The 23,658-nt window shown below is 64.7% G+C and carries 23 protein-coding genes; 16 read left to right on the plus strand and 7 right to left on the minus strand.

Annotated features, from left to right (window positions below; translation table 11 throughout):
• Nucleotides 1-59: 59 nt before the first annotated feature.
• The 9 genes from I0K07_RS13420 (at nucleotide 60) to I0K07_RS13460 (ending at nucleotide 10,309) form a co-directional block, all read left to right on the plus strand.
• Complete coding sequence (locus I0K07_RS13420; protein WP_203294259.1) at nucleotides 60-1,310, plus strand: bifunctional alpha/beta hydrolase/OsmC family protein; 1,251 nt, start codon at nucleotides 60-62, stop codon at nucleotides 1,308-1,310.
• Nucleotides 1,311-1,411: 101 nt separating this feature from the next.
• Nucleotides 1,412-2,917: a Do family serine endopeptidase gene (locus tag I0K07_RS13425; protein ID WP_203294261.1), complete on the plus strand. Its 1,506-nt coding sequence runs from the start codon at nucleotides 1,412-1,414 to the stop codon at nucleotides 2,915-2,917.
• 10 nt (nucleotides 2,918-2,927) lie between these two features.
• Nucleotides 2,928-3,599 carry a winged helix-turn-helix domain-containing protein gene (locus tag I0K07_RS13430; RefSeq protein ID WP_203294263.1) on the plus strand — a complete coding sequence of 224 codons (672 nt, stop codon included), beginning with the start codon at nucleotides 2,928-2,930 and terminating at the stop codon, nucleotides 3,597-3,599.
• Nucleotides 3,600-3,608: 9 nt separating this feature from the next.
• Nucleotides 3,609-5,045, plus strand: a complete 1,437-nt coding sequence (locus tag I0K07_RS13435) for a sensor histidine kinase (protein WP_203294265.1) — start codon at nucleotides 3,609-3,611, stop codon at nucleotides 5,043-5,045.
• Between the two features lie 48 nt (nucleotides 5,046-5,093).
• Nucleotides 5,094-7,967: a bifunctional [glutamine synthetase] adenylyltransferase/[glutamine synthetase]-adenylyl-L-tyrosine phosphorylase gene (locus I0K07_RS13440; RefSeq protein ID WP_203294267.1), complete on the plus strand. Its 2,874-nt coding sequence runs from the start codon at nucleotides 5,094-5,096 to the stop codon at nucleotides 7,965-7,967.
• A gap of 75 nt (nucleotides 7,968-8,042) precedes the next feature.
• Complete coding sequence (locus I0K07_RS13445; protein ID WP_203294321.1) at nucleotides 8,043-8,630, plus strand: EF-hand domain-containing protein; 588 nt, start codon at nucleotides 8,043-8,045, stop codon at nucleotides 8,628-8,630.
• A 25-nt stretch (nucleotides 8,631-8,655) separates the two neighbouring features.
• A complete protein-coding gene (locus I0K07_RS13450; RefSeq protein ID WP_238934861.1) occupies nucleotides 8,656-9,306 on the plus strand; it encodes an RNA polymerase sigma factor in 651 nt (216 codons plus the stop codon).
• On the plus strand, nucleotides 9,303-9,722 hold the full coding sequence (locus I0K07_RS13455; protein WP_203294271.1) for a hypothetical protein: 420 nt from the start codon (nucleotides 9,303-9,305) through the stop codon (nucleotides 9,720-9,722). The genes I0K07_RS13450 and I0K07_RS13455 overlap by 4 nt, the downstream gene beginning before the upstream one ends.
• The gene (locus I0K07_RS13460; RefSeq protein ID WP_203294273.1) at nucleotides 9,719-10,309 is read left to right on the plus strand and encodes a periplasmic heavy metal sensor; all 591 of its coding nucleotides are present in this window, start codon (nucleotides 9,719-9,721) and stop codon (nucleotides 10,307-10,309) included. The genes I0K07_RS13455 and I0K07_RS13460 overlap by 4 nt, the downstream gene beginning before the upstream one ends.
• Nucleotides 10,310-10,387: 78 nt before the next feature.
• Here I0K07_RS13460 and I0K07_RS13465 read toward each other — a convergent pair whose 3' ends face one another.
• From I0K07_RS13465 to I0K07_RS13480, 4 genes are all read right to left on the minus strand, one after another.
• Nucleotides 10,388-13,219 (minus strand): PAS domain-containing sensor histidine kinase, encoded by a 2,832-nt coding sequence (locus I0K07_RS13465; protein WP_238934862.1) that lies wholly within the window; start codon nucleotides 13,217-13,219, stop codon nucleotides 10,388-10,390.
• A gap of 52 nt (nucleotides 13,220-13,271) precedes the next feature.
• Nucleotides 13,272-13,826, minus strand: a complete 555-nt coding sequence (locus tag I0K07_RS13470; RefSeq protein ID WP_203294275.1) for a response regulator — start codon at nucleotides 13,824-13,826, stop codon at nucleotides 13,272-13,274.
• Nucleotides 13,827-13,846: 20 nt separating this feature from the next.
• Nucleotides 13,847-15,409 (minus strand): EAL domain-containing protein, encoded by a 1,563-nt coding sequence (locus I0K07_RS13475; RefSeq protein ID WP_203294277.1) that lies wholly within the window; start codon nucleotides 15,407-15,409, stop codon nucleotides 13,847-13,849.
• An 81-nt stretch (nucleotides 15,410-15,490) separates the two neighbouring features.
• Nucleotides 15,491-16,042, minus strand: a complete 552-nt coding sequence (locus tag I0K07_RS13480; protein ID WP_203294279.1) for a hypothetical protein — start codon at nucleotides 16,040-16,042, stop codon at nucleotides 15,491-15,493.
• Nucleotides 16,043-16,197: 155 nt separating this feature from the next.
• Here I0K07_RS13480 and dusA point away from each other — a divergent pair, with 155 nt between their 5' ends.
• Together dusA and I0K07_RS13490 are read left to right on the plus strand one after the other, a co-directional pair.
• The gene (dusA, locus tag I0K07_RS13485) at nucleotides 16,198-17,190 is read left to right on the plus strand and encodes a tRNA dihydrouridine(20/20a) synthase DusA (RefSeq protein WP_238934863.1); all 993 of its coding nucleotides are present in this window, start codon (nucleotides 16,198-16,200) and stop codon (nucleotides 17,188-17,190) included.
• A 3-nt stretch (nucleotides 17,191-17,193) separates the two neighbouring features.
• Entirely contained in the window at nucleotides 17,194-18,018 is an 825-nt protein-coding gene (locus I0K07_RS13490; protein WP_203294283.1) for a sulfite exporter TauE/SafE family protein, read from the plus strand.
• On the opposite strand, the gene I0K07_RS13495 is transcribed toward I0K07_RS13490, so the two are convergent.
• Nucleotides 18,015-18,719: a retropepsin-like aspartic protease family protein gene (locus tag I0K07_RS13495; protein ID WP_203294285.1), complete on the minus strand. Its 705-nt coding sequence runs from the start codon at nucleotides 18,717-18,719 to the stop codon at nucleotides 18,015-18,017. The two genes, I0K07_RS13490 and I0K07_RS13495, sit on opposite strands and share 4 nt — an antisense overlap.
• Nucleotide 18,720: 1 nt before the next feature.
• Complete coding sequence (locus I0K07_RS13500) at nucleotides 18,721-18,915, minus strand: DUF1289 domain-containing protein (protein ID WP_203294287.1); 195 nt, start codon at nucleotides 18,913-18,915, stop codon at nucleotides 18,721-18,723.
• A gap of 97 nt (nucleotides 18,916-19,012) precedes the next feature.
• On the opposite strand from I0K07_RS13500, the gene I0K07_RS13505 reads away from it, so the two are divergent.
• Nucleotides 19,013-20,290 (plus strand): NupC/NupG family nucleoside CNT transporter, encoded by a 1,278-nt coding sequence (locus I0K07_RS13505; protein ID WP_203294289.1) that lies wholly within the window; start codon nucleotides 19,013-19,015, stop codon nucleotides 20,288-20,290.
• Here the strand turns inward: I0K07_RS13505 and I0K07_RS13510 are convergent.
• Nucleotides 20,287-21,009, minus strand: coding sequence for an acyltransferase (locus I0K07_RS13510; RefSeq protein ID WP_203294291.1), 723 nt, complete (start codon nucleotides 21,007-21,009; stop codon nucleotides 20,287-20,289). The genes I0K07_RS13505 and I0K07_RS13510 overlap by 4 nt on opposite strands.
• 132 nt (nucleotides 21,010-21,141) lie before the next feature.
• Between I0K07_RS13510 and I0K07_RS13515 the strand changes: the two genes are divergently transcribed.
• The 4 genes from I0K07_RS13515 (at nucleotide 21,142) to I0K07_RS13530 (ending at nucleotide 23,598) form a co-directional block, all read left to right on the plus strand.
• Nucleotides 21,142-21,573: a PaaI family thioesterase gene (locus I0K07_RS13515; RefSeq protein WP_238934865.1), complete on the plus strand. Its 432-nt coding sequence runs from the start codon at nucleotides 21,142-21,144 to the stop codon at nucleotides 21,571-21,573.
• A 9-nt stretch (nucleotides 21,574-21,582) separates the two neighbouring features.
• On the plus strand, nucleotides 21,583-21,840 hold the full coding sequence (locus tag I0K07_RS13520) for a DUF3253 domain-containing protein (RefSeq protein ID WP_203294295.1): 258 nt from the start codon (nucleotides 21,583-21,585) through the stop codon (nucleotides 21,838-21,840).
• Nucleotides 21,827-22,417 carry a uracil-DNA glycosylase family protein gene (locus tag I0K07_RS13525; protein WP_238934867.1) on the plus strand — a complete coding sequence of 197 codons (591 nt, stop codon included), beginning with the start codon at nucleotides 21,827-21,829 and terminating at the stop codon, nucleotides 22,415-22,417. Before I0K07_RS13520 ends, I0K07_RS13525 begins: the two co-directional genes overlap by 14 nt.
• A 107-nt stretch (nucleotides 22,418-22,524) precedes the next feature.
• Nucleotides 22,525-23,598 (plus strand): Leu/Phe/Val dehydrogenase, encoded by a 1,074-nt coding sequence (locus tag I0K07_RS13530; protein WP_203294299.1) that lies wholly within the window; start codon nucleotides 22,525-22,527, stop codon nucleotides 23,596-23,598.
• Nucleotides 23,599-23,658 lie beyond the last annotated feature (60 nt).

Here is a 23,658-nt window from a genome sequence, read left to right on the forward strand (position 1 = left end):
TGTCCTTGCGCCGCCGCGCCGAGGGGCTAACTCTTGGGGCGAAGCGGTGGAGCAAGGATATGGCGCGAACCCAGTCAGTTGAATTTCGCGGGGCCGATGGCGACAGCCTGGCCGCCCGGTTGGAATTGCCGGACGGCCCGGTACGGGCCTATGCACTCTTCGCGCACTGTTTTTCCTGTTCCAAGGATGGCCATGCCGCGACGCGGATTTCGCGGCGGCTGGCAGAACGGGGATTCGCCATCCTGCGGTTCGACTTTACCGGCCTGGGTGGCTCGGACGGCGATTTCGCCAATACGAATTTCACCTCCAATGTGGCGGACCTGGAAGCCGCTGCGGCCTTTCTGGCCGCACAATACCAGGCTCCCAGCCTGCTCGTCGGGCACTCACTGGGGGGCGCAGCTGTGTTGGTGGCCGCGAACCGGATCGCCTCGGTGAAGGCCGTCGCCACGCTGGGTGCTCCGGCGGATACCGCCCATGTCATGCAGTCCTTCGCCGGGGATGTGAGCCGGATCGAGACCGAGGGCGAGGCCGAGGTCTCGCTGGGTGGGCGCAAATTCCGGCTGCGCAAGCAATTCCTGGATGATCTGGACGGGCATTCGGTGGAGGAGGCCGTCCGGAGCCTGCACCAGCCTGTGCTGATCGCCCATTCACCGGTGGATGAGACAGTGGGGATCGACAATGCCAGCCGTCTCTTCCGTGCCGCCCGCCATCCCAAAACCTATGTCAGCCTGGACCATGCCGATCATTTGATCACCGGCGTGGAGGATGCCGCCTATATCGGTGATGTGATCGCCGCCTGGGCCGCCCGCTATGCCGTGGATGAGGCGGGCTATCCGCCACCGGTTGCGCGCCAGGGCGAGAGCGTGATCGTGGCCGAGACCGGGCTGGGCAAGTTCCAGAACTATGTACTGGCCGGCGATCATGCGGCCTATGCGGACGAGCCGGAAAGTGTGGGCGGGCAGGATACCGGCCCGTCGCCCTACCAGTATCTGGCGGCGGCGCTGGGTGCCTGCACCTCGATGACGCTGCGCATGTATGCCGAGCACAAATCCCTGCCGCTGGAGCGTGTCACCGTGCAGCTGCACCATGAAAAAGGGCATGCGGATGATTGTGCGAACTGTGTCGAGGGCCAGGAGCGCAAGGTCGACATCATCGAACGGACGCTGACCCTGGAGGGGGATCTCACCGCCGAGCAGCGTGAAAGATTACGGGAAATCGCCGATAAATGCCCGGTTCACCGCACGCTGAACGCCCCGGTCGTCATCCGCACGGCGCTGTCCAAGCCTGCCCTGACTGAACATGACGGGTAAATTACCGTTTGTAATGTTATTGTAATCTTTGAGTCAGGTCCGCGATAAGGCGAGCCTGAGAAATTGCCCCTGTAACCCGCAGAGAAAAGGTTGTTGTTTCCATGATTTCTGTAGACCGCATGCGCCGCCTTGGTGGTGTCTCGCTGATCGCCCTGTCCGCTCTGGCTGCCGTCGTGATGATCGACCCGCTGGCCGGTACGGCGAGCGCCCAGAACACGGAAGTCCAGCCGCCCTTCGCCGCCGCCGTGCCCAATGGCGCGCCGATGTCCTTCGCCGATCTGATCGAGAGCGTCAGCCCGGCCGTGGTGACCATCCAGGTGCAAGGCAGCCCGGCCGAGGCCGGCGCCGGACCGGACCTTGAAGGCGTGCCGCCGCAATTCCGCGAATGGCTGGAGCGCCAGTTCGGTGGCCAGGCTCCGAGCCAGCCGCAGCCGCGCCAATCGCTGGGTTCCGGCTTCTTCATCTCCGCAGAAGGCCATATCGTCACCAATCACCATGTGGTGCGCGGTGCCGACCAGATCACGATCGGCCTGAGCGATGGCACCGAATACGAAGCCCGCATCATCGGGACGGATGAACAGACCGATCTGGCCCTGCTGAAGATCGACGAAGACGTCGAATTCCCCTTTGTCAGCCTGGATACCGAGCATGATTACCGTGTCGGCGACTGGGTCGTGGCGGTCGGCAATCCGTTCGGCCTGGGCGGTACCGCAACGGCCGGCATCATTTCCGCCATCGGCCGTCCGATCGGCAATTCCACCTATAATGACTTCATCCAAGTCGATGCGCCGATCAACCGCGGCAATTCCGGTGGCCCGACCTTTGACCTCAACGGCCATGTCATTGGCGTGAACTCGCAGATCTTTTCGCCGTCCGGCGGAAATGTCGGCATCGGCTTTGCCATTCCCTCCGACGTGGCGGCCCGCATCATTGCCGATTTGATGGATGATGGCCGTGTGGCCCGCGGCTGGCTGGGTGTGTCGATCCAGAATGTCACCGACGACATCGCCCAGGCGCTGGATCTGGAAGAGACGCGCGGCGCGATTGTTTCGTCCATCGTGTCCGGTGGTCCGGCAGACCGGGCCGGTTTCGAGCGTGAGGATGTCGTGCTGCAGGTCAATGGCGAGGATGTCGAATCCTCCCGCGACCTGACCCGCCGCATCGCCGATATCTCGGCCGGTGAGACGGTCCGTTTCCGCATCATTCGCGAGGGCCGCGAGCGCAATCTGCGCGCAACGCTGGGCGACCGACCGTCGGAAGAGGATCTCAATGCCATGCAGTCCGGCGCCGAGGCTCCGGCCGAAGTCAGCTATTTCGGCATGAGCCTTGTGGAACTGGGTGAAGAGGACCGGCAGGTCCGTGGCCTGGCCGAGGATACGCCGGGTGTGGTCGTGGACAATCTCGAGCGTGGCAGTGAAGCCGCCCGCAAGGGGCTGACCACGGGTGATGTCATTCTGGAAGCCGGTGGTGATCCGGTCGCGTCTCCTGACGCGTTCGGTGCTGCCGTGGAAGAGGCTCGCGCAGATGGCCGGAGCGCCATCCTGCTGCTGGTCGAGACGCGAGGCGGTCAGCGCTATGTGGCGCTGCAGCTCGACGCGGAAGAATAGGAGAATTTCCGTGCGCATTCTGATTGTTGAAGACGACCGAGAGGCCGCCAGCTATATCCGCAAGGGCCTTCGCGAAAGCGGGCATGTGGCCGATCATGCGGCGGATGGCGAAGAGGGTCTGGAAATGGCCCGGGCGGCGGAATACGACGTTCTGGTCGTTGACCGCATGATGCCGCGCATGGATGGGCTGACCATGGTCAACTCGCTGCGCAAGGACGAGGACCGCACCCCGGTTCTCATCCTCTCCGCGCTGGGCGAGGTGGATGACCGCGTGGAAGGTCTCAAGGCCGGTGGCGACGACTATCTGGTCAAGCCCTACGCCTTTGCCGAACTCCTGGCTCGTGTCGAGGCCCTGGCCCGCCGCCGCGATCCGGAAACGGTCCGGACCAAACTCGTGGTCGGTGATTTGGAAATGGATCTGCTCGCCCGCACCGTGGTGCGCGACGAGGAAGAAATCCTGCTGCAGCCGCGCGAATTCCGCCTGCTGGAGTTTCTCATGAAGCATTCCGGCCAGGTGGTGACCCGCACCATGCTGCTGGAAAAAGTCTGGGATTATCACTTTGACCCCCAGACCAATGTGATCGACGTGCACATTTCGCGTTTGCGCTCGAAGATCGACAAACCCTTCCCGCGTGCGCTTCTGCACACGGTGCGGGGTGCCGGCTACCGCCTCCAGGCCTAGCCGGAACGGATGGCGCGCCGCTCAACAGCCTTCCTCAGGACAACAGCGTTCCGGCAGACCCTCCTGTCGGCAGCGCTGTTTGCCCTGTCGAGTTTCGTCACGCTGGGCTTTGTGTATGCGGCCTCGGCGGGCATGATGCTGCGCCGGGCGGACGCCGCCATCAATGAAGAGGTTGAAGTCCTCGACCAGCGCTTCCAGGCGGGCGGTATCGCGACGGTGAACCGCTATATCCTGCAGCGCACGGTCGGCGGTGGCGCCGACTATCTCTATTTGCTGATCCATCCCAGTGGCCGGACCCTGTCGGGTAATCTGTCCGGCCTGCCCAATGTGCAGCCGGATGATGAGGGACGCCTGCAATTCACCTATCGCCGGCCGCCGGCATCGGGCGGACAGGATGACAGCGAAAAGGATGACCGGACGGCACGCGGCCAGATCATCGAACTGCCCTCCGGATACAATCTTTTTGTCGGCCTGGATGTGCATGAGGAGACCCGCCTGGTCTCACGCATGCTCAACACCATCCTGGCCGCCTCGGCCCTGGCCCTGGCGCTGGGTGTGGCCGCCGGGATTTTCGTCAGCCGCCGTTTCGTGCGCCGTCTCGACCGGATCAACAATGTCGCCCGGCGGGTGAGGGCGGGCGATCTGCAGCCGCGCGCGCCGCGCACCTATTCCGGCGACGAGCTGGACGAGCTGTCCGAGAATTTCAACAATATGCTGGACCGGGTCGAGGCGCTGATGCTGCGCATGCGGAACACCGGTGACAGCATCGCCCATGACCTTCGAACGCCGCTGACCCGGATGCGCAACCGGCTGGATGAAGCCCTGCGCGAGGACGGGGATCTGGAAGCGCGTGAGCAGACGCTGGAACGCGCCGTGGCTGATACGGACGAGCTGCTGGGCGTGTTCAATTCCATTCTCTCCCTGTCGCGCCTGGAAGCCGGTGAGAGCCGCGCTTCGATTGTCCGCCTGGACCCGGCGGACATCGCCGCCGATCTGGCCGAACTCTACGAGCCGGTCTGCGAGGATGAGGGCCTGGCCTTCGACAGCGAGATCCAGTCCGGCATGGTCATGCTGGGCGATCGCGGCCTGGTGTCCCAGGCGTTGGCGAACATTCTCGACAATGCGGTGAAATACACGCCGGAGGGCGGTGCCGTGACGCTGCGCCTGCGCGAGACGGCCGAGGGCATGATCGAGTTTTCCGTGACCGATACCGGTCCGGGCGTGCCGGAAACGGATCGTGACCGTGTGGTCCAGCGCTTCGTGCGGCTGGACAATTCGCGCACCCTGCCGGGCTCCGGCCTGGGCCTGTCCCTCGTGCAGGCGATCACCGATGTCCACAATGGCCGGTTCGAGCTGGGCGAAGGGCCCGGCCTGATCGCAGACGGGCATGGCCCCGGCCTGCGCGCGGCCCTGGTTTTCCCGAAAGCGCCGCCGGAAACGGAATAGGCGTCTTCGGGCTTCACCTGTCTGCCGGATCAGGCCAGTTTGGCGTTCATGATCGAAACACCGCTCCTCCAAGCCGGATTGTCTGCCCTGAAGGGGCGGGACGGGGCGCGTGTGGCGCATATTCTCGACGATATGGACGACGCCGTGCGCGATGTCCTGGCGCCGGCGCGGGATTTCCTGCTCTCCGTCTTTGATGCGGCCCCTTATCTGGGCCGGTTGGCACAGCAGCGGCCGGCGACGCTGGCGGCCTGTGCCACGCAAACGCCGGACGCATTGATTGATGCGGCGATCGAGACTCTGCGCATCGCTGGCGAGGCCGCTTCGGACAAGGACGCGCTGGACAGGGCGCTGCGCGAAGCCAAGCGGGATGCGCATCTGGTCATCGCCCTGGCCGATCTGGCCGGGCGCTGGCGCGTGGAAGACGTGACGGGCGCGCTGACGCGGCTGGCCGATGCCGCCGTCGCGGCAGCGCTGCATGCCCATGTCCGCTTCCTGGCGGCAGACGGGCGTGCCGAGATGCCGGCGGATCCGGCCAATCCATTGCCCGGCCTGTTTGTCCTGGCCCTCGGCAAGATGGGCACGGGCGACCTCAATTATTCCTCCGATATCGATCTGGTGATCTTCTACGACCCGGACCGTCTCGTCCTGCCGGAGAGCGAAGAGCCGCGCCAGCGCCTGCCGCGCCTGGTGCAGGCGGTCTCCAAATCCCTGCAGGATGTGACCGCCGACGGCTATGTCTTCCGGGTCGATCTGCGCCTGCGGCCGGACCCGGGCGCGACGCCGGTCGTGATCTCAACCGATGCGGCGCTGAACTATTATGAAAGCCTGGGCCAGACCTGGGAGCGCGCGGCCTGGATCAAGGCCCGGCACTGCGGCGGTGATGCGAAGGCCGCGGCTGAATTCCTCGACCATCTCCAGCCCTTTATCTGGCGGCGCTCTCTGGATTATGCGGCGGTGGACGATATCCGCGGCTTGGCCCGGCAGATCCAGACGGTGGGACGGCGCGCGGAAATCCGTCCGGCCGGGCATGATCTGAAACTGGGCCGGGGCGGGATCCGTGAGATCGAATTCTACGCCCAGATCCCGCAACTGGTCTTTGGCGGGCGCGATGCGCGCTTGCGCAAACCCTCCACGCTGGGCGCGCTGGATGCGCTGGCCGAATTCGGGATCATCGAAGCCGATGCGGCCGATGCGCTGGCGGCGGATTATCGCGATCTGCGGGCCTGGGAACACCGTATCCAGATGCGCCAGGACGAGGCCAGCCAGACGATTCCGGACAGTGAGAACGGGCGCGACGCGCTGGCCTCGCTGGCGGGCTATGACAGCCGCGAGGCCTTCGAGGCGGCGGTGGAAGCCTGCCTGCGCCGCGTGCACGGGCATTTCTCCGACCAGTTTGCCGACGACAAGCCGCTCGCCTCCACAGCCGGTACGCTGATCCTGACCGGGGTGGAGCCGACGCCGGACACGCTGAAAACGCTTGAGCGCCTGGGCTTTGCCGATCCGGAGGCGGTGTGGAAACGCCTCAATGCCTGGTCGGCCGGCCGGGTGAGGGCGGTGAGGTCCAGCCGGGCCCGCACCCTGTTTGCCCGCATTGCTCCGCAATTGGTGGATCGCATGTCGGCAACGGGCGAGCCGGATGCAGCCTTGGTGCGTTTTGCTGGTTTCTTCGAGAGCCTGCCCATGGGCGTGCAACCGCTCTCCCTCCTGTCCAATGAGCCGGGGCTGGCGGCCGACCTGATCGGTATTCTCACCCTGGCACCGCGCATGGCGACGGATCTGGCCCGGCGGCCCAATTTGCTCGATGCGATGATGGACCGGCGGTTTGCCGTGCCCCTGGCCGAGGAACCGCCTGGCGCCTTTGCCCACATGATGAAGGAGGCGATGGCGCGGGCCGGCGGGTATGAGGACGCCCTCAATGCCGCGCGCCGCTTGGTGCGTGAGGAGCGCTTCCGCATCGGTGCCCAGATCCTGCGCGGCCAGGTGGATGCCGACAGTGCCGGCATGGCCTTCACCGAAATGGCGGAAGTGTCCCTGCATGCCATGGCGGATGCCGCGCAGCGCGAGACCGAGCGCCGCTTCGGGCCGATGCCGGGCCAGTACGTCCTGCTGGGCATGGGCAAGCTGGGCGGTCGCGAACTCGCCTCCGACAGCGATCTGGACATGATGATCATCTATGAGGGTGAGGATGGCAGTGCCCAGTCCTGGTTCGGCCGGTTCGCACAGCGCCTGATCAGCGCGATTTCCGCGCCGACCGAAGAGGGCGAGCTGTTCGAGGTCGACATGCAATTGCGGCCATCCGGCAAGGCCGGCCCGGTCGCCGTCAGCATCAACCGGTTCGAGACCTATTATCCGGGCGAAGCCTGGACCTGGGAGATGATGTCGCTGACCCGCGCGCGGATCGTGGCCGGGGGTGAGGCCCTGTCGCGCCGGGTGGAGGCCGCCATTGCCGCCGCCCTGACCGAGCCGCGGGACTCCCGCGGTGTGCGCGAGGATGCCCTGGCCATGCGCAAGAAACTGGAAGAAGGCAAGCCGGCCAAGGGGCCCTGGGACCTCAAGGCGCGGGCCGGCGGTATCCAGGATATCGAGTTCATCGCGCAGACCCTGCAGCTGATCCATGCGCCGCGCCGGGATGTCCTGCGTCCCCCGACCCGTCTGGCCATTCAGGCCCTGCGCGATGCCGGTGCCCTGAATGCGCGTGATGCGGCGATGCTGACGGAGACTTTGGGCCTGTATCTGGGTCTGTTGCAGATGCTGCGCAGCGCGCATGGCTCCGGCTTTGATCCGGAAACCGCCAGTGCGGGCTTCGCCGAACGCCTGGCAGGGCTGGCTGGAATGCCCTCGCTGGACGCGCTCGCACGGGATCTGGATGGCCGTACCGATGCCATCCGCAAACTCTTCCGGAGACTGATCGGAAAAATCTGATCGGTTGCGCGACGGAATTGTCGGGCCCGCACGTTGAAAGGTCAGCGAGGTGGACAAGACGAGAGATTGAACCCGATGAAAAACTCCCAACTGATCATTCTGATGGCCGGATCGGCCCTCATGCTGGCCGGCGCGGCCGCGGAAGCCCAGGGCCATCGTGGTGGCCCGCACGGCGATCGTGGCCGTGGTGGTCCCGCCCAGGCGATGATGATGCTGCGTGCAGCCGACGCCAATGGCGACAATTCCATCACATCGGCCGAAGTCGATGCCCTCCAGGCGGAGATGTTCGACTGGATGGACCGCAATTCCGACGGCTTCCTGGACCAGGCTGATGAAAACCCGATGCGGGCCCGTCTGCAGGCCATTCGTGAGGCCGAGATGGCCGAGCGTGGCGATGAGGAAGGTCGTGAACGTGGCTGGCGCCGCCGTGGGCCGGAAGGCCGGGGTGGCCGTGGTGGTCCGGACGGTGGTCCGCCGCACATGCGCGCTGACGCCGATGGGGATGGCCGGATTTCCCGCGCCGAATTCCTGGAACGCGAAAACACGCTGTTCAACCGCCTGGATGCGGATGAGAATGGTGTCGTGACTCCGGAGGAACTGGATGCGGCCGTCGAGCAGCGCCAGGAACGCCGGGAAGAGCGCCGCCGGTGGTGGCGCAACTGAGGTCACGATGTTTGACGGACGCGGTATGGATATAGGCTCATCGCCTCACTCACGCCTGGCTTCACGCCGCGTCCGCGAACAGCGGGACGTGTCCGATGATGATGTGCTCATGCCCCGGATCGCCAAGGGCGACCGGGACGCTGCACAAGCCCTGATGTCGCGGAATCTGCCGCGCATTCTCGGCCTGGCCCGGCGCACGCTGGGCGATGAAATCGAGGCCGAGGACGTTGCCCAGGAGACCTTTATCCGGGTCTGGAAGGCGGCCTCGCGCTGGGAACCGGGCAAGGCCCAGGTCTCCACCTGGATGTGCCGGATCGCGATCAATCTCTGTTATGACCGGCTGCGCAAGCGGCGTGAGGTCCTGACGGATGAGGTGCCTGAACAGGCCGATGAGGCGCCGGACCAGGAATTGGTCATGCGGCGCGCCGAGACCGGTGACCGGATTGCCCGGGCTCTGGGCGAATTGCCCGACCGGCAAAGACAGGCGATCGAGCTCGTCCATTTCCAGGAATTGAGCAATATCGCGGCCGCCGAAATCATGGAGGTTTCGGTCGATGCCATGGAATCCCTGCTGGCCCGCGGCCGGCGCAAACTGAAAGCCATTCTCGCCGGAGATGCATCCGGCCTGATGGAGAGCTATACAGGGCAGAGCAATGCCCGGCATGGTGCAACATGATGATGCAAGAACGGTTTTTTGAAATCATCGAGGCGTATGGCGCAAACCCGGCCCGTTGGCCGGAGGATGAGCACGAGGCTGTGCTCGCCTTCATTGATGCCCATCCGGAACTCGCTGGCGAGGCCCTGGCCGACGCGGCCGCGCTGGACGCCATGATGGAACTGGATGAGCGCGCGCCATCCGATCTTCTGCAACGGCGCATTCTCAATGCCTTCCCGGCCGAACCGGTCAGCGTGGCGCGTCCGCAATGGCAGATCCCGGTGGCCGCCGCCGCCGCCTTGCTGGTCGGAGCCTTCATCGGTTTTGCCAGCGGCGCGATGACGGTCACGACCAGCCCGGTCGAGGACACGGTCTATGCCGACGCATTCAATGGTCTCGACCAGGACTGGGTCGACTGGCTGGGAGGTGAGGTGTGAGGCCTTCAACGCCCTGGATTATCGCGCTCCTGGCCTCGGTACTCGTCAATGGTGCCCTGGCCGGTTTCGTGATTCACCGAACCTCTGACGGGCCGGACTGGCGTCCGCCGCATGATCGTGAGGACGGTCGCCGCCATGGTGATCGTGATGATCGCCGCCGTGGGGGTGATCCGTCCAACGGGTTCGACATGCGCAGCTTCCTCTTCGCCCTGCCCGAAGAGGCCCGGGCGGAAGCGCGGGGCCGTCTGCGTGAAGGCTTGCGCGAGATGCGTCCGATGATGGAGGCCAATCGCGGTGCCCGTGAGCGCCTCGAGGCCCTGCTGGTCGCGGATGAGCTGGACCAGGACGCGATTGCTGCCGAGCTGGCCGCTATGCGCGATGTCCGCCTGGCCATGGAGCTTCACCTGGAAACTGTTGTGCTGGACATCATCTCGGACATGGAGCCGGACGTGCGCGCGGCCGCCATCGAGGCGGGCCGGGGCCGCTGGTCCCGTCGCGACCGTCCCGGAGACAGTCGCCGGGGCGACCGGCCGCCACCCGGGGGCATGCCGCCTCCGCCACCGCCGGAAGGCGGGCCGGACCGCTAGAGCGCGTGCGATCATCACAAAGAAAAAGCCCGGCTGTTGATGCAGCCGGGCTTTTTTGTGCCTGTCTGTCCGTCCGGGTCAGCCCGGCTTGCCGGCCACGGCAGGCGGGGTGTCGCCATCGACGAATTCGTCATCGGGCTCGAAGCCCAGCTCGTCATCCAGCGCGCTGAGCAGGCTTTCCACGCGCGCCATGTCCGCATCGGCCGGGTGTTCCTCGGCCTCGTAATGGGCGATCAGGGCGGCATCGACTTCCTCGAGAACCGCAGCATCATCCTCGGCCTCGGCGGGCTGCAGCGGAGCGTCGGGGGCCGGCTGCATCTCCAGATCGGCAATATCCTCACCGGCCTCGATGCGGGCCAGCGATTCCGGGTCCAGCGGCTTGTCCTGGCTGATCGGAATGACGACCGTCACCGTGGTGCCCTCGCCGAGCACGGAATCAATGCTCAGCGTGCCGCCATGCAGTTCGACCAGGGATTTGGACAGGGCCAGGCCCAGGCCGGACCCTTGATAGGATTTGGAGTGCTGGCTCTCGATCTGTTCGAACGGGCGGCCCAGGCGCGGCAGGTCGTCCTTGGCGATGCCGATACCGGTATCGCGGATCTGGAAGGCGACACCGAGACCGGACATGAAGCCGTGCACGGTGACGCGGCCGCCCTCCGGCGTGAACTTCACGGCGTTGGAGACCAGATTGATCATCACCTGTTTGAAGGCGCGCGGATCGACTTCCATTTCCGGTAGGTCGGAGACATCGGCGCGAAGTTTGAGGCGTTTTTCCTCGGCACGGCCGCGCACGATGCGGATGGATTGTTCGACCAGCTCGCTGGCATCAGTCGGTTCCGGCTGGATCTGGAACTTGCCGGCCTCGATCTTCGACATGTCGAGAATGTCGTTGATCAGTTCCAGCAGGTGCTGGCCCGAGGTCAGGATGTCCTTCATATAGCCGGTGTAGCGCTCATCCCCGAGCGGGCCGAACATCTCCTTGAGCATGATCTCGGAGAAGCCGTTGATCGCGTTCAGCGGCGTGCGCAGTTCATGGCTCATATTGGCCAGGAATTCGGACTTGGACCGGTTGGCTTCCTCGGCGCGGATCTTCTCGGTCTCATACTTGCGCGCGAGATCGGCGATACGGGCCTGGGAGCGCTTGAGGTCGTCCACCGTATTGCGCAATTGCGTCTGGTTTTCCGTCAGCGCCGCTTCGTGGCGCTTCATGTCGGTGATATCGGCACCGACCGAGACCAGGCCACCATCCGCCGTGGCGCGGTCGGAATAGTGCAGCCAGCGGCCATCCGCCAGTTCGATCTCGTAGGACTGCTTGTCATCATCCCCGCCCAGCACGGCCTTGATGGCGCGGGCGGCAGCCTGTTCAACATCATCATAGGACATGCCCGGGCGCAGCGTGCCCTCGGCAAAGTCGAACAGGTCGCGGAATTTGCGGTTCCACAGGACGAGGCGGCGGCGGCTGTCCCAGAGGACAAAGCTTTCCGACATGGATTCCAGGGCGGCGCGCAAACGGGATTCCGCGGCTGCGACGCGGGCCTGGGCGCCCTTGCGTTCGGTGACGTCCAGCGCCACGCCGACAATGCGGGCCGTCGTATGGTCGCCACTGCCGGACACGATGCGGCCGCGCACCTGCAGCCAGACCGGTGCGTGGGCGGCGAGGACTTCCAGATCGATCTCGCCGCCATTGGGCGCACCGCGCAGCGAGGCGCGCAGGCGTTCCCGGTCAGGGCGCGAGAAGAGGCGCAGGAAATCCTGGCCGGAACATTCAATGGCACCTTTCAGGCCCAGAATGCGGGCCAGGCTGTCTGTCACGAAGACCGTGTCGGCGTCTGGATTCCAGTCCCATACGCCACAGCGCGCGCCTTCGATGGCGACGCGGAAGCGTTGCTCATTGTCTTCCAGCTGCTGGCGCGTCGTCTTCAATCGGCCCATCTGCATGAAGATCAGGGCGGACAGGCCGGTGGCGACGAAAATCGGCGCGATGAACATCAGACCGTAGAAGGAGATCGTCCGGTACCAGGCATTCTGGTTGATGCGCATGGCACCCAGCGCATAGACGCGCAGATCCGTGCCGGAAATCGGGGCGACGGCAAAGGTGACGCGTTCCTCACCGAAACGGGCATCGGAGGTGGCCCCGCCACCACCTTCGGCCAATTGTTCGATCAGGCCGGCTTCCAGGCCGAAACGTGCGGCCAGCGGCGTGCCGGGACGGGCCGAGCGCATTTGCGGCCGGATGGCCAGCATGCCGCCATCATGACCGGCCAGCGCCACAACGCGATTATCGCCCCAATCAGGCAGGATGGCATCGGCATCGAGCCGCGCCACAAAGGCACCGACGGTGCCGTCGGACAATTGGGCGGGAACGGCCAGGATGAGATGGGCGGGCTGGCCGTCGACAATCTCGGCGGATACGCCGGACGGCGAATCCAGGGCGCTGCCGGCCGCCTCGCGCAGGCCCGGCGCAATCTCGGCAGCCGACACGGTACGCCCGTCCGGCAGGAGCAGGGCGACATCGCTGACAATGTCCGACGCACCGATCGCCGTGAGGCGGGCGCGGGCAGCCGGGACAATCGCGTCCATCGGCGTGTCGCGCAGATCGGCACTGGCGAAGGAGAGGGCGTAGCGGGCTTCCGCCATGCGGGCGGTCACGCGTTCGGCCAGATAGCCGGCCGCATTGGCCTGGGACCGCTCCGCCTCGGTGACAAGGGTTTCGCGCTCCTGCTGGATTTTCACCAGGAGAATGCCGCCATAGGCGAGAGTGAAGAGGAGCATGGCCAGCACGATCCAGATCGCACCGGAGCCTTTTTTCGAGGCGGTCTGTTCGGTATCGGAGTCCCGGGCATGCGATTGCGGTCCCCGCACGGAGGGACGAGCCGCCGGGTCCGGGGACCGGCGTGTATCGAACCGCATCTGATTCATCGCATCAAACTAGGGTGCGTCGGGCGTCTGTGTCGACAGCCTATCAGCCCTCTGTGCCGGTGCCTGTCGCCTCATCAGCGCCAGCCTCGGCGGTCTTGTCCTTCTGCCGGCTCTTGCGGCGCTCGGGACCCTTATAGGTGCTCTTGTTCGGATCAGCGCGCCGGCGGTCCGGTCCGAAATAGGATTTGTTGCGGATAAAGGGCCTCGGCTCATTGATGACCGAGGCGATCTTCGAGAACATTTCCTTGGCGGTGACCGGCTTGCAGCAGAATTCGGTCACGCCCGCATCCCGGGCCGCCATCACGCGCGACTTTTCCGAATAGGCGCTGAGCATGATGATCGGCACCAACGGATTGGGGCTGTCATCAGCGGTCCGGACCAGGCGGACGAAGTCCAGCCCGTCCAGGATATCCATCTGATAATCCGTGATGATGATGTCGACAGCGTCGGACTTCACCAGGTCGAACGCGTCGGCCGGGTCACGGGATTCATGGATCTGCTTGATGCCGAACCCGTGCAGGATGGTGCGCAGGATGGTCAGCATATAGCCGTTGTCGTCGACGATGAGTGTCCGTACGCGGCTGAAATCTGCGGCCATGGTCGTCTCGTTACAAAGCGTCAGGCCGCACGATTAGGGTTGATTCGCGGCCCCTTCAGCTCTTTTAGCGCGACAGGCTTACCGAAATAGTAACCCTGGCCGAAACGCACACCCAATGCCTTCATGCGCTGGGCGCAGGCTTCCGTTTCGATGCTCTCGGCAATCGCGTCGGCGCCCATCGCATTGACCAGGCCGATCATCCCGCCCAGCAGGCGCTGGTCCCGCTCGCTCTTGTCGAAGCGGCGGACATAGCTGCCATCGATCTTCACCACATCCAGCGGGAAATCGCGCAGATAATTGATACCGGCGACACCGGCACCGAAATCATCCAGGCAGACCGGGTGGCCGCGCTCGCGGATCTTGGCAATGACGGAATTGGCGGCCTTGATGTTCTTGATGCTGGCCGTCTCGGTCAGCTCGAACATGAGACGCGAGCGGTCGATCTTGAGATCGGCCAGCAGGGCCATGAATTTCTTGGCCCAATTCATGTTGGTCAGGGACTTGCCGGACAGGTTCACGGCCAGGGAAGGCCGGTCATAATCCTCGCGCAGGAAGTTCGCCGCGATCTCCGTCATGGCGAAGTCGATCTCGTAGATCAGGCCGGTGCTTTCCGCAAAGCCGACGCTTTCCTCGACCGGGCGGCCACCCGGCAGGCGGAGCAGGAGTTCGTGGTGATGGACCTCGCCGGTCTGCAGGTCGATCACCGGCTGGGCGTGCGGTTCGACCACGCGCCCGGCAATTGTGGTGCGCAATTCGGTGATGCGTTGCTCGGTCTCGGCCATCAGCTGGGCGGCGGCGGCCTGCAGCGAAGCCAGATCCAGCGCCTTGCCGGTCTCGGCCGCCGTGTTGATGGCATGCAGGAAGGCCTGGACCGTGGTTTGAGCATCGAGCTCCGGTGCATCGCAGACAGAGGACAGATGGACCTCGACCTCTTCCAGATCGAATGCGTCGAGGGTTTCACGCACTTCGCGCTTCAGGGCGGCGCCATCCATGTCCTGCGGGTGGATCAGGGCGGTGCGGTGACTGTCGACCGGGTGCGCCACGCCGCTGTCGCCAACAGCGATCAGGCAGGATGCGGCGATGGCCTGGTGCAAACGATGGGCATCGTCCGGTCCCAGCAGCCGGTCACAATCTTCTTCACAGCTCAGGCTGAGCAGGGACATGGAGAGCGGTTTGCCCTGTTCGCGCGCTTCGCGGATGGCTTCCGTGGCGCTGCGTTCAAAGGCCTGGGGGTCAACTTCGTCAGGTGCGTCAAGCGCGTCGAAAGCGACGGTCCAGCGCACGCGATCGGAGTCTTCCAGAACCCAACCGCTCAGCTGGGCCCGGCGTCCCTGGATGGAAATGCCGGCAGGGCCGATGCGGCGGCTGGGCCGCAGGCGGCGCAGGAAGGCGCGGAAAACCGGACGGGATGTCTGGTCCAGACGCGCTTCAAACGCGTCCTCGCCCGAGGCCGGAGCATCGGGCAGGGCAGCGGTGGCACCGGCGGCAAAGGTGATGATCCCGGACTTGTCGGTCTCGATCAGAATGTCGGAAGCCGCAAAGGCAAAGGAAAGAAAGCGGTTACGCTGTTCAACAAGAGGCATGCTTTATTCCGGTATACGGGGCACAGACCGGACAGTTTCAACAGCATTCCTTATGCGGTGATTAAAATTTTAGTAGACCGGCTACGCGGCCTGCTGGGAATTGCCGTTATGCTTTCCGGAAGGTTTCGTATTCACCTGTTTGAGAATGTCCGCGGCCGAGCGGCTCAGTTCGGTGAGGGCGGGTGAGAGATCGCCATCCTCGCGGGCCATTTCCACCAGGCTTTCCGCCAGCGCCAGAAGGCTGGGCGCATTGGCCATCAGCCGGGCCTGGGCCTCGATCCGGTTCGGATCACGGTCATATTCCGCAGCCGGGACACGCCATCCGCCCCAATCCATGCTCTCGGTCACGATGACCGGGAAAGTGCCGGGGAAGGGATGCCGAGCGCATTCTTCAGCCGATTGCCATTTGTTCTTGGCGCGCAGGACGCGCCAATGGCCGGCGTCCAGGCTCTCCACCTGTTCGGTGGCCAGCTCGTCGGCGGTGAAGTCACGGCCCAGGCCGCAATCATAGAAGACCCGGACCGGCTCCTCGACATCCTTCACCCATTGCGGCTTGACCTGTTCGATCAAGGCCCAGGTGCCGACCGGGTAAACATAGACCCGTTGATGCTTGTGATAGATCGCCTTTGCCATGTCCCGGTCTCCCTCTTGAGCCGGCATCAAAACAGGGCCGGGTTGAAACCGGGTGAACGCGATCATTCCAATTTGAGCGGCCTGGCAGAATGCGCCCGGATAGGTTTGCTGGCTTGGCGAGGCGGCCCGCCCGCGCTATGTCGCGCAACATGACAATGCCTGCGCAACCCGACCGCCGCCTTTCGGTGGCTCCGATGATGGACTGGACCGACCGGCATTGCCGGGCGTTTCATCGCGTCCTGACGCGGCAGACCCTGCTCTATACGGAGATGGCGGTCGACAAGGCGGTGATCCATGGCGATCGCGACAAGCTGATCGGGTTCGAGGCGGATGAACATCCCGTGGCCATCCAGCTGGGCGGATCCGATCCGGCCGACCTGGCCGAGGCAAGCCGGATTGCCGAGGGCTATGGCTATCACGAGATCAATCTGAATGTCGGCTGCCCCTCCGACCGGGTCCAGTCGGGCCGGTTCGGTGCCTGTCTGATGCTGGAGCCGCAGCTGGTGGCCGATTGCGTGGCGGCCATGCAGGCGGCGGTCTCGGTGCCGGTGACGGTGAAATGCCGGATCGGCGTCGATGACCAGGAGCCGGACGCGGCACTCTTCACCCTGATCGACACGGTGCGCCAGACCGGGGTGAAGAGCTTTGCCGTCCATGCCCGCAAGGCCTGGCTGAAAGGGCTGAGCCCGAAGGAAAACCGCTCCATCCCGCCGCTCGACTATGATCTGGTGCGCCGCCTCAAGGCCGAGCGCCCGGAGCTGGAAATCATCCTCAATGGCGGTCTGGAAACGCTCGACCAGGGCCTGGCCGAGACGGAGAGCCTGGACGGGATGATGATCGGCCGCGCCGCCTATCACACGCCCTTCATCCTGGCCCAAGCCGACACCCGCATATTCGGCGCGGACACGGATCCGGTCGCCACGCGGCTGGAGGTGGTGGAAGCCTACAAGCCCTATATCGCCCGCCGTCTGGAACAGGGCTCGCGCCTGCACGACATCACCCGCCACATGCTGGGTCTGTTCACCGGCGAGCCCGGCGCGCGGATGTGGCGGCGTATCCTGTCGGAGAAAGCGCCCAAGCGCGGCGCCGGGCTGGATGTTGTTGATGAGGCCCTGGCGGCCGTAACCCGGCGGGATGAGGCCGCGTAGCACATGACCGATATCGTGATCCTCGTCCTGGCCATGGCGGCCACGGGCGCTTTTGCCGGTCTGATTGCCGGCCTGTTCGGAATTGGTGGCGGCATCGTCATGGTGCCGGCCATGTATTACGCCTTCCAATTCCTGGGCTATGACGATCCCAGCATCATGCAGGTCGCCGTCGGCACTTCGCTGGCCGTGATCATCGCCACCTCCCTGCGCAGCGTGAATGCCCATGCCAAGCGCGGCGCCGTCGATTTCGACGTGCTCAAGGGCTGGGCGTTGTGGATCATCATCGGCACGCTGATCGGTTCGCGCATCGCCCACCTCATCCCGGGCTATGTCCTGACCGGGATTTTTGGTGGCACGGCGGTGATCCTGTCAGCGCAATTCTTCTTTGGCCGGCCGGACTGGAAACTGGCCGATGACATGCCGTCCGGTCCGCTGCGCTGGGTGCTGGGCGGAATTATCGGCATCCTGTCGGCCCTGATGGGGATTGGCGGCGGCGTGATGGGCGTGACCCTGATGACGCTGTGCGGCAAGCCGATCCACCGGGCCGTCGCCACCGCGGCCGGTTTCGGTGTCGCCATCGGCGCGCCGGGCGCGATCGGCTTCATCATCAATGGCTGGGGCCAGGAGGCTGTGCCCTTCTCGCTGGGCTATGTGAACCTGCCGGGCTTTGCCCTGCTGGCCGGTTCGGCCTTCTTTGTTGCCCCGCTGGGCGCGAAACTGGCCCACTCCCTGCCGGAGCGGACGCTGAAGCGCTTTTTCGCGGTGGGTCTGGTGATTGTCGGCTGTCTGCTGGTGCGTGAGGCGATCACGGCCGCCACCGCTGCCTAGCGGCGCAGGATCAGCCGGTCGTCGCGGATTTCCAGCCCGTCGAACTGGTTCAGGATCGACATACCCAGCAGCGAGCGTCCGCCGCCCTGGATCACCACGCCCGGCACATTCTCGAACCGATGACCGGCCAGGACGAGCGTCGGGATGATGACCGGCGCGGCCATGGCCTGTCCGGCAGCGGTCTGGACCGGCAGGTCGAACTCCAGGCTTTGCGTCCGGATACCCGCGGCCTGCGCATCGACCAGGTCGAGCGCGACCATTGAGGCGCCGGTATCGACCAGGAAGGTCACCAGCCCGCCATTCACCCGGGCGTCGATATAGTAATGCCCGTCCGGACTGCGACTGAGGATGATGGAGCCATCGGCGGCCGCATCCATCAGGAAAGCCGACTCCGGGCCCGCATCTCCCCACATCCGGTCGATGGTCCAGGCGTCATAATCACGGTCGATGAAGGCGATGGCGATGAAGGCCGCGCCGACACTGACCCAGGCCGCCAGATTGCGGCGGGCCAGTTCGCGTCCGGCAATCGCCGTGGCGAGAAAGGCAATCGCCAGCAGCAGGCCGGCCATTGAGGCCATCAGAAGCCGGGTCGGCGCCCCCACTGCGCCCTCAAACGGCCAGGCCAGCAGTCGCAGAACCAGAAAGCCGATCCCGAAGAAGACGAGCGCGAAGGCGGATTGGGCGGCGATACGGCGCATCATGTCAGGCCTTCTTCGCCTCCCGGTAAGCGTCTTCACGCCCGGGCAGGGCGGCCATGATGGCGGCGCGCTCTTCGTCGGAATACTTCGTCCAGCGCCCAAGCTCTTCCATCGTGCGGAAACAGCCGACGCAGACGCCGGCCTTCGGGTCGACGAAACAGACCTGCACGCAGGGCGTCTTGATGGGGTTGCGGCTCATGCAGTGCAGCATTTCCTGCCCTTTGCGTTGAGGCAAGTGCTTGCGACCGTGGGGGCAGGCGGAATAAGGTCCGGCATTCCGGTGACTGGGGACTTCCATGGACGATCTTCTGCTGCAGGCCCGCAGCTTCGTGGGCCTTTTTGCGCTTGCGGGCATTGCCTGGCTTCTCAGCCCGAAAAAGAAATTCCCGGTCATCCTGTTTGCGGGCGCTGTTGGGCTGCAATTGCTGATCGCCTGGCTGCTTTACGCTCTGCCGCCCTTCCGCGCCTTCCTGTCCTCGCTGACCGGTGTCGTCGCCGTGCTGCAGGAGGTGACCAATGAAGGCGCACAATTCGTGTTCGGCTATCTGGCCGGCAGTGAAGCGCCCTGGGAAACCGATCCGGCCGGCGGGTCCGGCTTCCTCTTCGCCTTCCAGGCCCTGCCCATGGTCATCGTGCTGTCGGCCCTGTCGGCGCTGTTGTGGCGCTGGCGGATCCTGGAAGTCCTGGTGCGCGGCTTTGCCTATGCCTTCCAGCGCCTGCTCAACCTGTCCGGTTCGGCCAGCCTGGGTGCCGCCGCCAATATCTTCCTGGGCATGACGGAAAGCCCGGTCCTGATCCGGCCGCGCCTGCCGGACATGACCCGCTCCGATCTCTTCCTGATCATGACGGTGGGTTTCTCCACGGTCGCTGGCTCGGTGATGGCGCTCTATGTCAGCCAGCTTTCCGGCGTGCTGGACGGGGCGGCCGGCCATATCTTCACGGCCTCGCTGATCTCTGTGCCCGCCGCCGTCCTTCTGTCGCGCATCATGATGCCCGCGGAACCGCAGGGCGAGCAGCACCGGCTGAAAGAGAAAGTCCCGACCCAGATCTATCATTCCTCCATGGACGCGCTGACCACCGGCGTGTCGGACGGGATCCGGCTCTATTTCAACATCATCTTCATGCTGCTGGTCTTCACCTCGCTGGTCGCGCTGGTGAATGTGCTTCTGGGCCTTTTCCCGGACGTGTTCGGCGGCCCGCTGACGGCGGACCGCATCCTGGGCGGGCTGTTTGCCCCGATTGTCTGGCTGGCGGGCATTCCCTGGAGCGAAGCCACCACGGCCGGCTCCATCATGGGGCTCAAGACGGCGCTCAACGAGGTCTATGCCTATGACCAGCTCGCCCAGACCGGCGATGCCCTGTCAGACCGCTCGCGCCTGATCATGACCTATGCCGTGTGCGGCTTCGCCAATTTCTCCTCGGTCGGCATCCTGACCGGCGGCCTGGTCGCCATCGCTCCGTCGCGCCGTGAAGACATCCTCCAGCTCGCCCCGCGCGCCCTGATCTCCGGCACGCTGGCCACGCTGATGACAGGCGCCGCTGTCGGCGCTCTGCCGCAGGGCCTGTTCGGCTAATCCCCGCGCCGCGGAAACAGCCGCGAGCGCAGCCAGCCCAGGGTGGAATTGCCCTTGAGGCTCTGCCGATAGGCCGTGTCGAAGAAGCGGTCCATGCCCACCGGGTCGGCGAACATGTCGCTGCGGGCACGCATGGGTTCGTCCGGATCGATGCGGCGGATCACCCGGGCCGGATTGCCGGCGACAATCGTGTAGGGCTCGACATCCTTCACCACGACCGAACGGGCACCGACGACGGAATGCTCGCCAATGGTCACACCCTTGCCGATATAGGCGCCATCGCCGATCCAGACATTGCGTTCCAGCTTCACCGGTTTCCAGGCCGGTTGCGGATCGACGCGGTCATGGATGGAGTGCCAGTCGCAATCGGTGATCGTCACGCGATTGGCGATCAGGCAGTCATCACCCAGCTCGATGGACCCGGCCGCGAGCAGCTTGGTGCCGGGCGCCAGGAAGACATGGCTGCCAAGCGTGATCTTCCCGGCCTGGGTTTGCGGCGACCACACCGTCAGCCGCACCGGATCGGCCGCCGTGGCGACGATATGGATGCGCTCACCGGCGGTGATGTTCGGGCCGAAAACCTCGACATGCCAGGGCAGGACGATTTTCGGATCCACACCGATTTCGTCGAAATGCGGGGTCAGGAAATGCCGCGCCCAGGCATTCTCGAAGCCTTCCCAGGCCTTGTGCATCCAGTAGGGGCGGTGGTCGCGGCGCATCCGATTGTCCGTTCGGCATCTGGTTTTTGGGCTTGCCGCAGACAGGCGCGGCAGGAATGCTGAGCGCAATCAGACAATAACATGCGCCGCCTGTCTCGGTTCCCGTGCAGGACAGCCTCGCGGAGGGACGATATGGACTATACGGTCGAGATGACGGCGGAGGAGGTCACCGCCTATCTGAACGAGGTGTTCCCGCAATGGAGTTCCGGCGGTCTGGGCATCCAGTCGATCACGCCGGGCCGGGCGGAAGTGACCCAGGAAGCCGGCAAGAACAATTTGCGCCCCGGCGGCACGGTGAACGGACCGACCCTGTTCACCCTCGCCGATTTCGCCGCCTATGCCGTGATCCTCGGCCATGTCGGCAAACAGGCTCTGGCCGTGACCACCAATCTCTCGATCAACTTCCTGCGCAAGGCCCCGCCGGGCGCCGTGATCGGCCATTGCCGCCTGCTGAAACTGGGCAAGCGGCTGGCGGTTACCGATTGTGATATCACCTCGGTGGAGACAGGGGAGTTGATTGCACAGGCCCACGCAACGTATTCCCTGCCGCCCATGAAGGGTTGAGAGAGCACCATGAGCGAAGACACCGGTATTGATCCCATTGAAGCGGCCATCCTGAAACTGGTGTCCGAAGCGCCCGAGGGCCGTTCCATCTCGCCGGCCGATGTCGCCAAGGCGATTGATCCGGAGCGTTTCAATCGCAAATTCGGCCATGTCCGCCAGGCGGCGATCCGTCTGGCTGTGGCCGGCAAGGTGTCGATCCTGCGCAAGGGCAAGCCGGTCGAGGATCCGGAGAATTTCAAGGGCGTCTGGCGCATTGGCCGCGCCTGACCTGGACAGGCTTCTCGCCGAGATTCGCGCCTGCCGCCACTGCGACGCGGCGCTGCCGCATGAACCGCGCCCGGTGATCCGGGCCTCGGCCACAGCCCGCATCCTGATTGTCGGCCAGGCGCCCGGCACGCGCGTTCATGCGTCCGGCAAGCCCTTCACCGATCCGTCCGGCGACCGTTTGCGCGACTGGATGGGGGTGGATGAGACGCTCTTCTATGATGAAAGCCGGATCGCGATTGCCCCGATGGGCTTCTGCTTTCCCGGTCTGGACGAGAAGGGCGGGGATCTGCCGCCGCGGCGGGAATGCGCGCCCCTGTGGCAGGAGAAGGTGAGGGCAGCCTTGCCGCAGGTCCGGCTGACCCTGCTGGTCGGCCAGTATGCCCAGCGCTTCTATCTGGGTTCGCGCATGCACAAGACGCTCACGGAAACCGTGCGGGATGCAATGAATTATGCGCCGGAATTCCTGCCTCTGCCGCACCCGTCCTGGCGAAATAATGCCTGGATTCGCAAAAACCCCTGGTTCGCGGCAAATATTCTCCCATTGCTGCGATGCCGCATTGAAGAAATTTTATCATAATCCCGATTTGAGGCGGTTTTGAGCGCTTGAACGGAAGCTCGCGAAAGGGTATTCCAGCGCCGATTTTGCAGACCCGTCTGCCATCGCTTTAAGAGGGTAAGCCCGTAATGAGTGTTCTCGAGCATCCGTCTTTCGACAATCACGAGAAAGTTCTGTTCGCGACCGACGAGGTCACCGGCCTGCGCGCCATCATCGGTGTCCACTCGACGGCCAGCGGCCCGGCCTGCGGCGGTTGCCGTATGTGGTCCTATCCCAATTCCGAAGCCGCCCTGACCGACGTGCTGCGTCTGTCCCAGGGCATGAGCTACAAGAATATCATGGCCGATCTGCCGATCGGCGGCGGCAAATCCGTCATCATGAAGCCGGAAGGCGCGTTTGACCGCCAGGCCCTGTTCGAGGCCTTCGGTCGCGCCGTGGAAAGCCTCAATGGCGAGTACATCTCCGCTGAAGATGTCGGCGTGAGCCCCGACGACATGATGGCCGTGCGCCGCTCCACCGCCCATGTGGTCGGCCTGCCGGAAGGCAAGGCGGCGTCGGGTGACCCGTCGCCGGTGACGGCCGAGGGCGTGTTCCGCGGCATCCAGGTGACCGCCGAGCGCGGCCTGGGCAAGCGCGACCTCAATGGTGTGAAGATCGCCATCCAGGGCGCCTCCGGCCATGTCGGCACCTATCTGGCCGGTCATCTGGCCAAGGCTGGCGCCGATCTCTTCATCACCGACATCAATGTCGATGGCCTGGAAAAGCTGAAAGCGGAATACGGTGCCACGATTGTCGGCCTGGACGAGATCTACGACCAGGATGTCGACATTTTCGCCCCGTGTGCCCTCGGCGCCGTGATCAATATGGACACGATCGACCGTATCAAGGCGAAGATCATTGCCGGTGCGGCCAACAACCAGCTCGCCACGCGCGACATGGGTGAGGAAGTCCTCAAGCGCGGCAAGATCTACGCGCCGGACTATGTCATCAATGCCGGCGGCATCATCAATGTGATGGGCGAGATCGCCGGTGATTTCGATCCGGCCTGGGTGCAGGGCAAGCTGGACGGTCTGGAAGCCACGCTCGGCGAGATCCTCGACCTGTCCGCCGACCAGGGCCGGCCGTCCAACCTCATCGCCGACGAGCTCGCTCGCCAGCGCATCGAGGAAAAGCGCGCCGCCAAGCTGGCGAAAGTGGCCTAAGCCCTTTCCGGCAGACGCCGAAACGCAAAACCCCGCCTCATTGAGGTGGCGGCCAAGGGT

Origin of the sequence: Maricaulis parjimensis, from assembly GCF_016817355.1 — a bacterium.
Classification (GTDB): Bacteria; Pseudomonadota; Alphaproteobacteria; order Caulobacterales; family Maricaulaceae; genus Maricaulis; species Maricaulis parjimensis.

Bases quoted from the DNA above. Each gene is read 5' to 3' on its own strand.
- I0K07_RS13420 (WP_203294259.1), top strand. From the start codon at position 60: ATGGCGCGAACCCAGTCAGTTGAATTTCGCGGGGCCGATGGCGACAGC.
- I0K07_RS13425 (WP_203294261.1), top strand. From the start codon at position 1,412: ATGATTTCTGTAGACCGCATGCGCCGCCTTGGTGGTGTCTCGCTGATC.
- I0K07_RS13435 (WP_203294265.1), top strand. From the start codon at position 3,609: ATGGCGCGCCGCTCAACAGCCTTCCTCAGGACAACAGCGTTCCGGCAG.
- I0K07_RS13440 (WP_203294267.1), top strand. From the start codon at position 5,094: ATGATCGAAACACCGCTCCTCCAAGCCGGATTGTCTGCCCTGAAGGGG.
- I0K07_RS13445 (WP_203294321.1), top strand. From the start codon at position 8,043: ATGAAAAACTCCCAACTGATCATTCTGATGGCCGGATCGGCCCTCATG.
- I0K07_RS13450 (WP_238934861.1), top strand. From the start codon at position 8,656: ATGGATATAGGCTCATCGCCTCACTCACGCCTGGCTTCACGCCGCGTC.
- I0K07_RS13455 (WP_203294271.1), top strand. From the start codon at position 9,303: ATGATGATGCAAGAACGGTTTTTTGAAATCATCGAGGCGTATGGCGCA.
- I0K07_RS13465 (WP_238934862.1), bottom strand. From the start codon at position 13,219: ATGCGGTTCGATACACGCCGGTCCCCGGACCCGGCGGCTCGTCCCTCC.
- I0K07_RS13470 (WP_203294275.1), bottom strand. From the start codon at position 13,826: ATGGCCGCAGATTTCAGCCGCGTACGGACACTCATCGTCGACGACAAC.
- I0K07_RS13475 (WP_203294277.1), bottom strand. From the start codon at position 15,409: ATGCCTCTTGTTGAACAGCGTAACCGCTTTCTTTCCTTTGCCTTTGCG.
- I0K07_RS13480 (WP_203294279.1), bottom strand. From the start codon at position 16,042: ATGGCAAAGGCGATCTATCACAAGCATCAACGGGTCTATGTTTACCCG.
- dusA (WP_238934863.1), top strand. From the start codon at position 16,198: ATGCCTGCGCAACCCGACCGCCGCCTTTCGGTGGCTCCGATGATGGAC.
- I0K07_RS13490 (WP_203294283.1), top strand. From the start codon at position 17,194: ATGACCGATATCGTGATCCTCGTCCTGGCCATGGCGGCCACGGGCGCT.
- I0K07_RS13495 (WP_203294285.1), bottom strand. From the start codon at position 18,719: ATGATGCGCCGTATCGCCGCCCAATCCGCCTTCGCGCTCGTCTTCTTC.
- I0K07_RS13500 (WP_203294287.1), bottom strand. From the start codon at position 18,915: ATGAGCCGCAACCCCATCAAGACGCCCTGCGTGCAGGTCTGTTTCGTC.
- I0K07_RS13505 (WP_203294289.1), top strand. From the start codon at position 19,013: ATGGACGATCTTCTGCTGCAGGCCCGCAGCTTCGTGGGCCTTTTTGCG.
- I0K07_RS13510 (WP_203294291.1), bottom strand. From the start codon at position 21,009: ATGCGCCGCGACCACCGCCCCTACTGGATGCACAAGGCCTGGGAAGGC.
- I0K07_RS13515 (WP_238934865.1), top strand. From the start codon at position 21,142: ATGGACTATACGGTCGAGATGACGGCGGAGGAGGTCACCGCCTATCTG.
- I0K07_RS13520 (WP_203294295.1), top strand. From the start codon at position 21,583: ATGAGCGAAGACACCGGTATTGATCCCATTGAAGCGGCCATCCTGAAA.
- I0K07_RS13530 (WP_203294299.1), top strand. From the start codon at position 22,525: ATGAGTGTTCTCGAGCATCCGTCTTTCGACAATCACGAGAAAGTTCTG.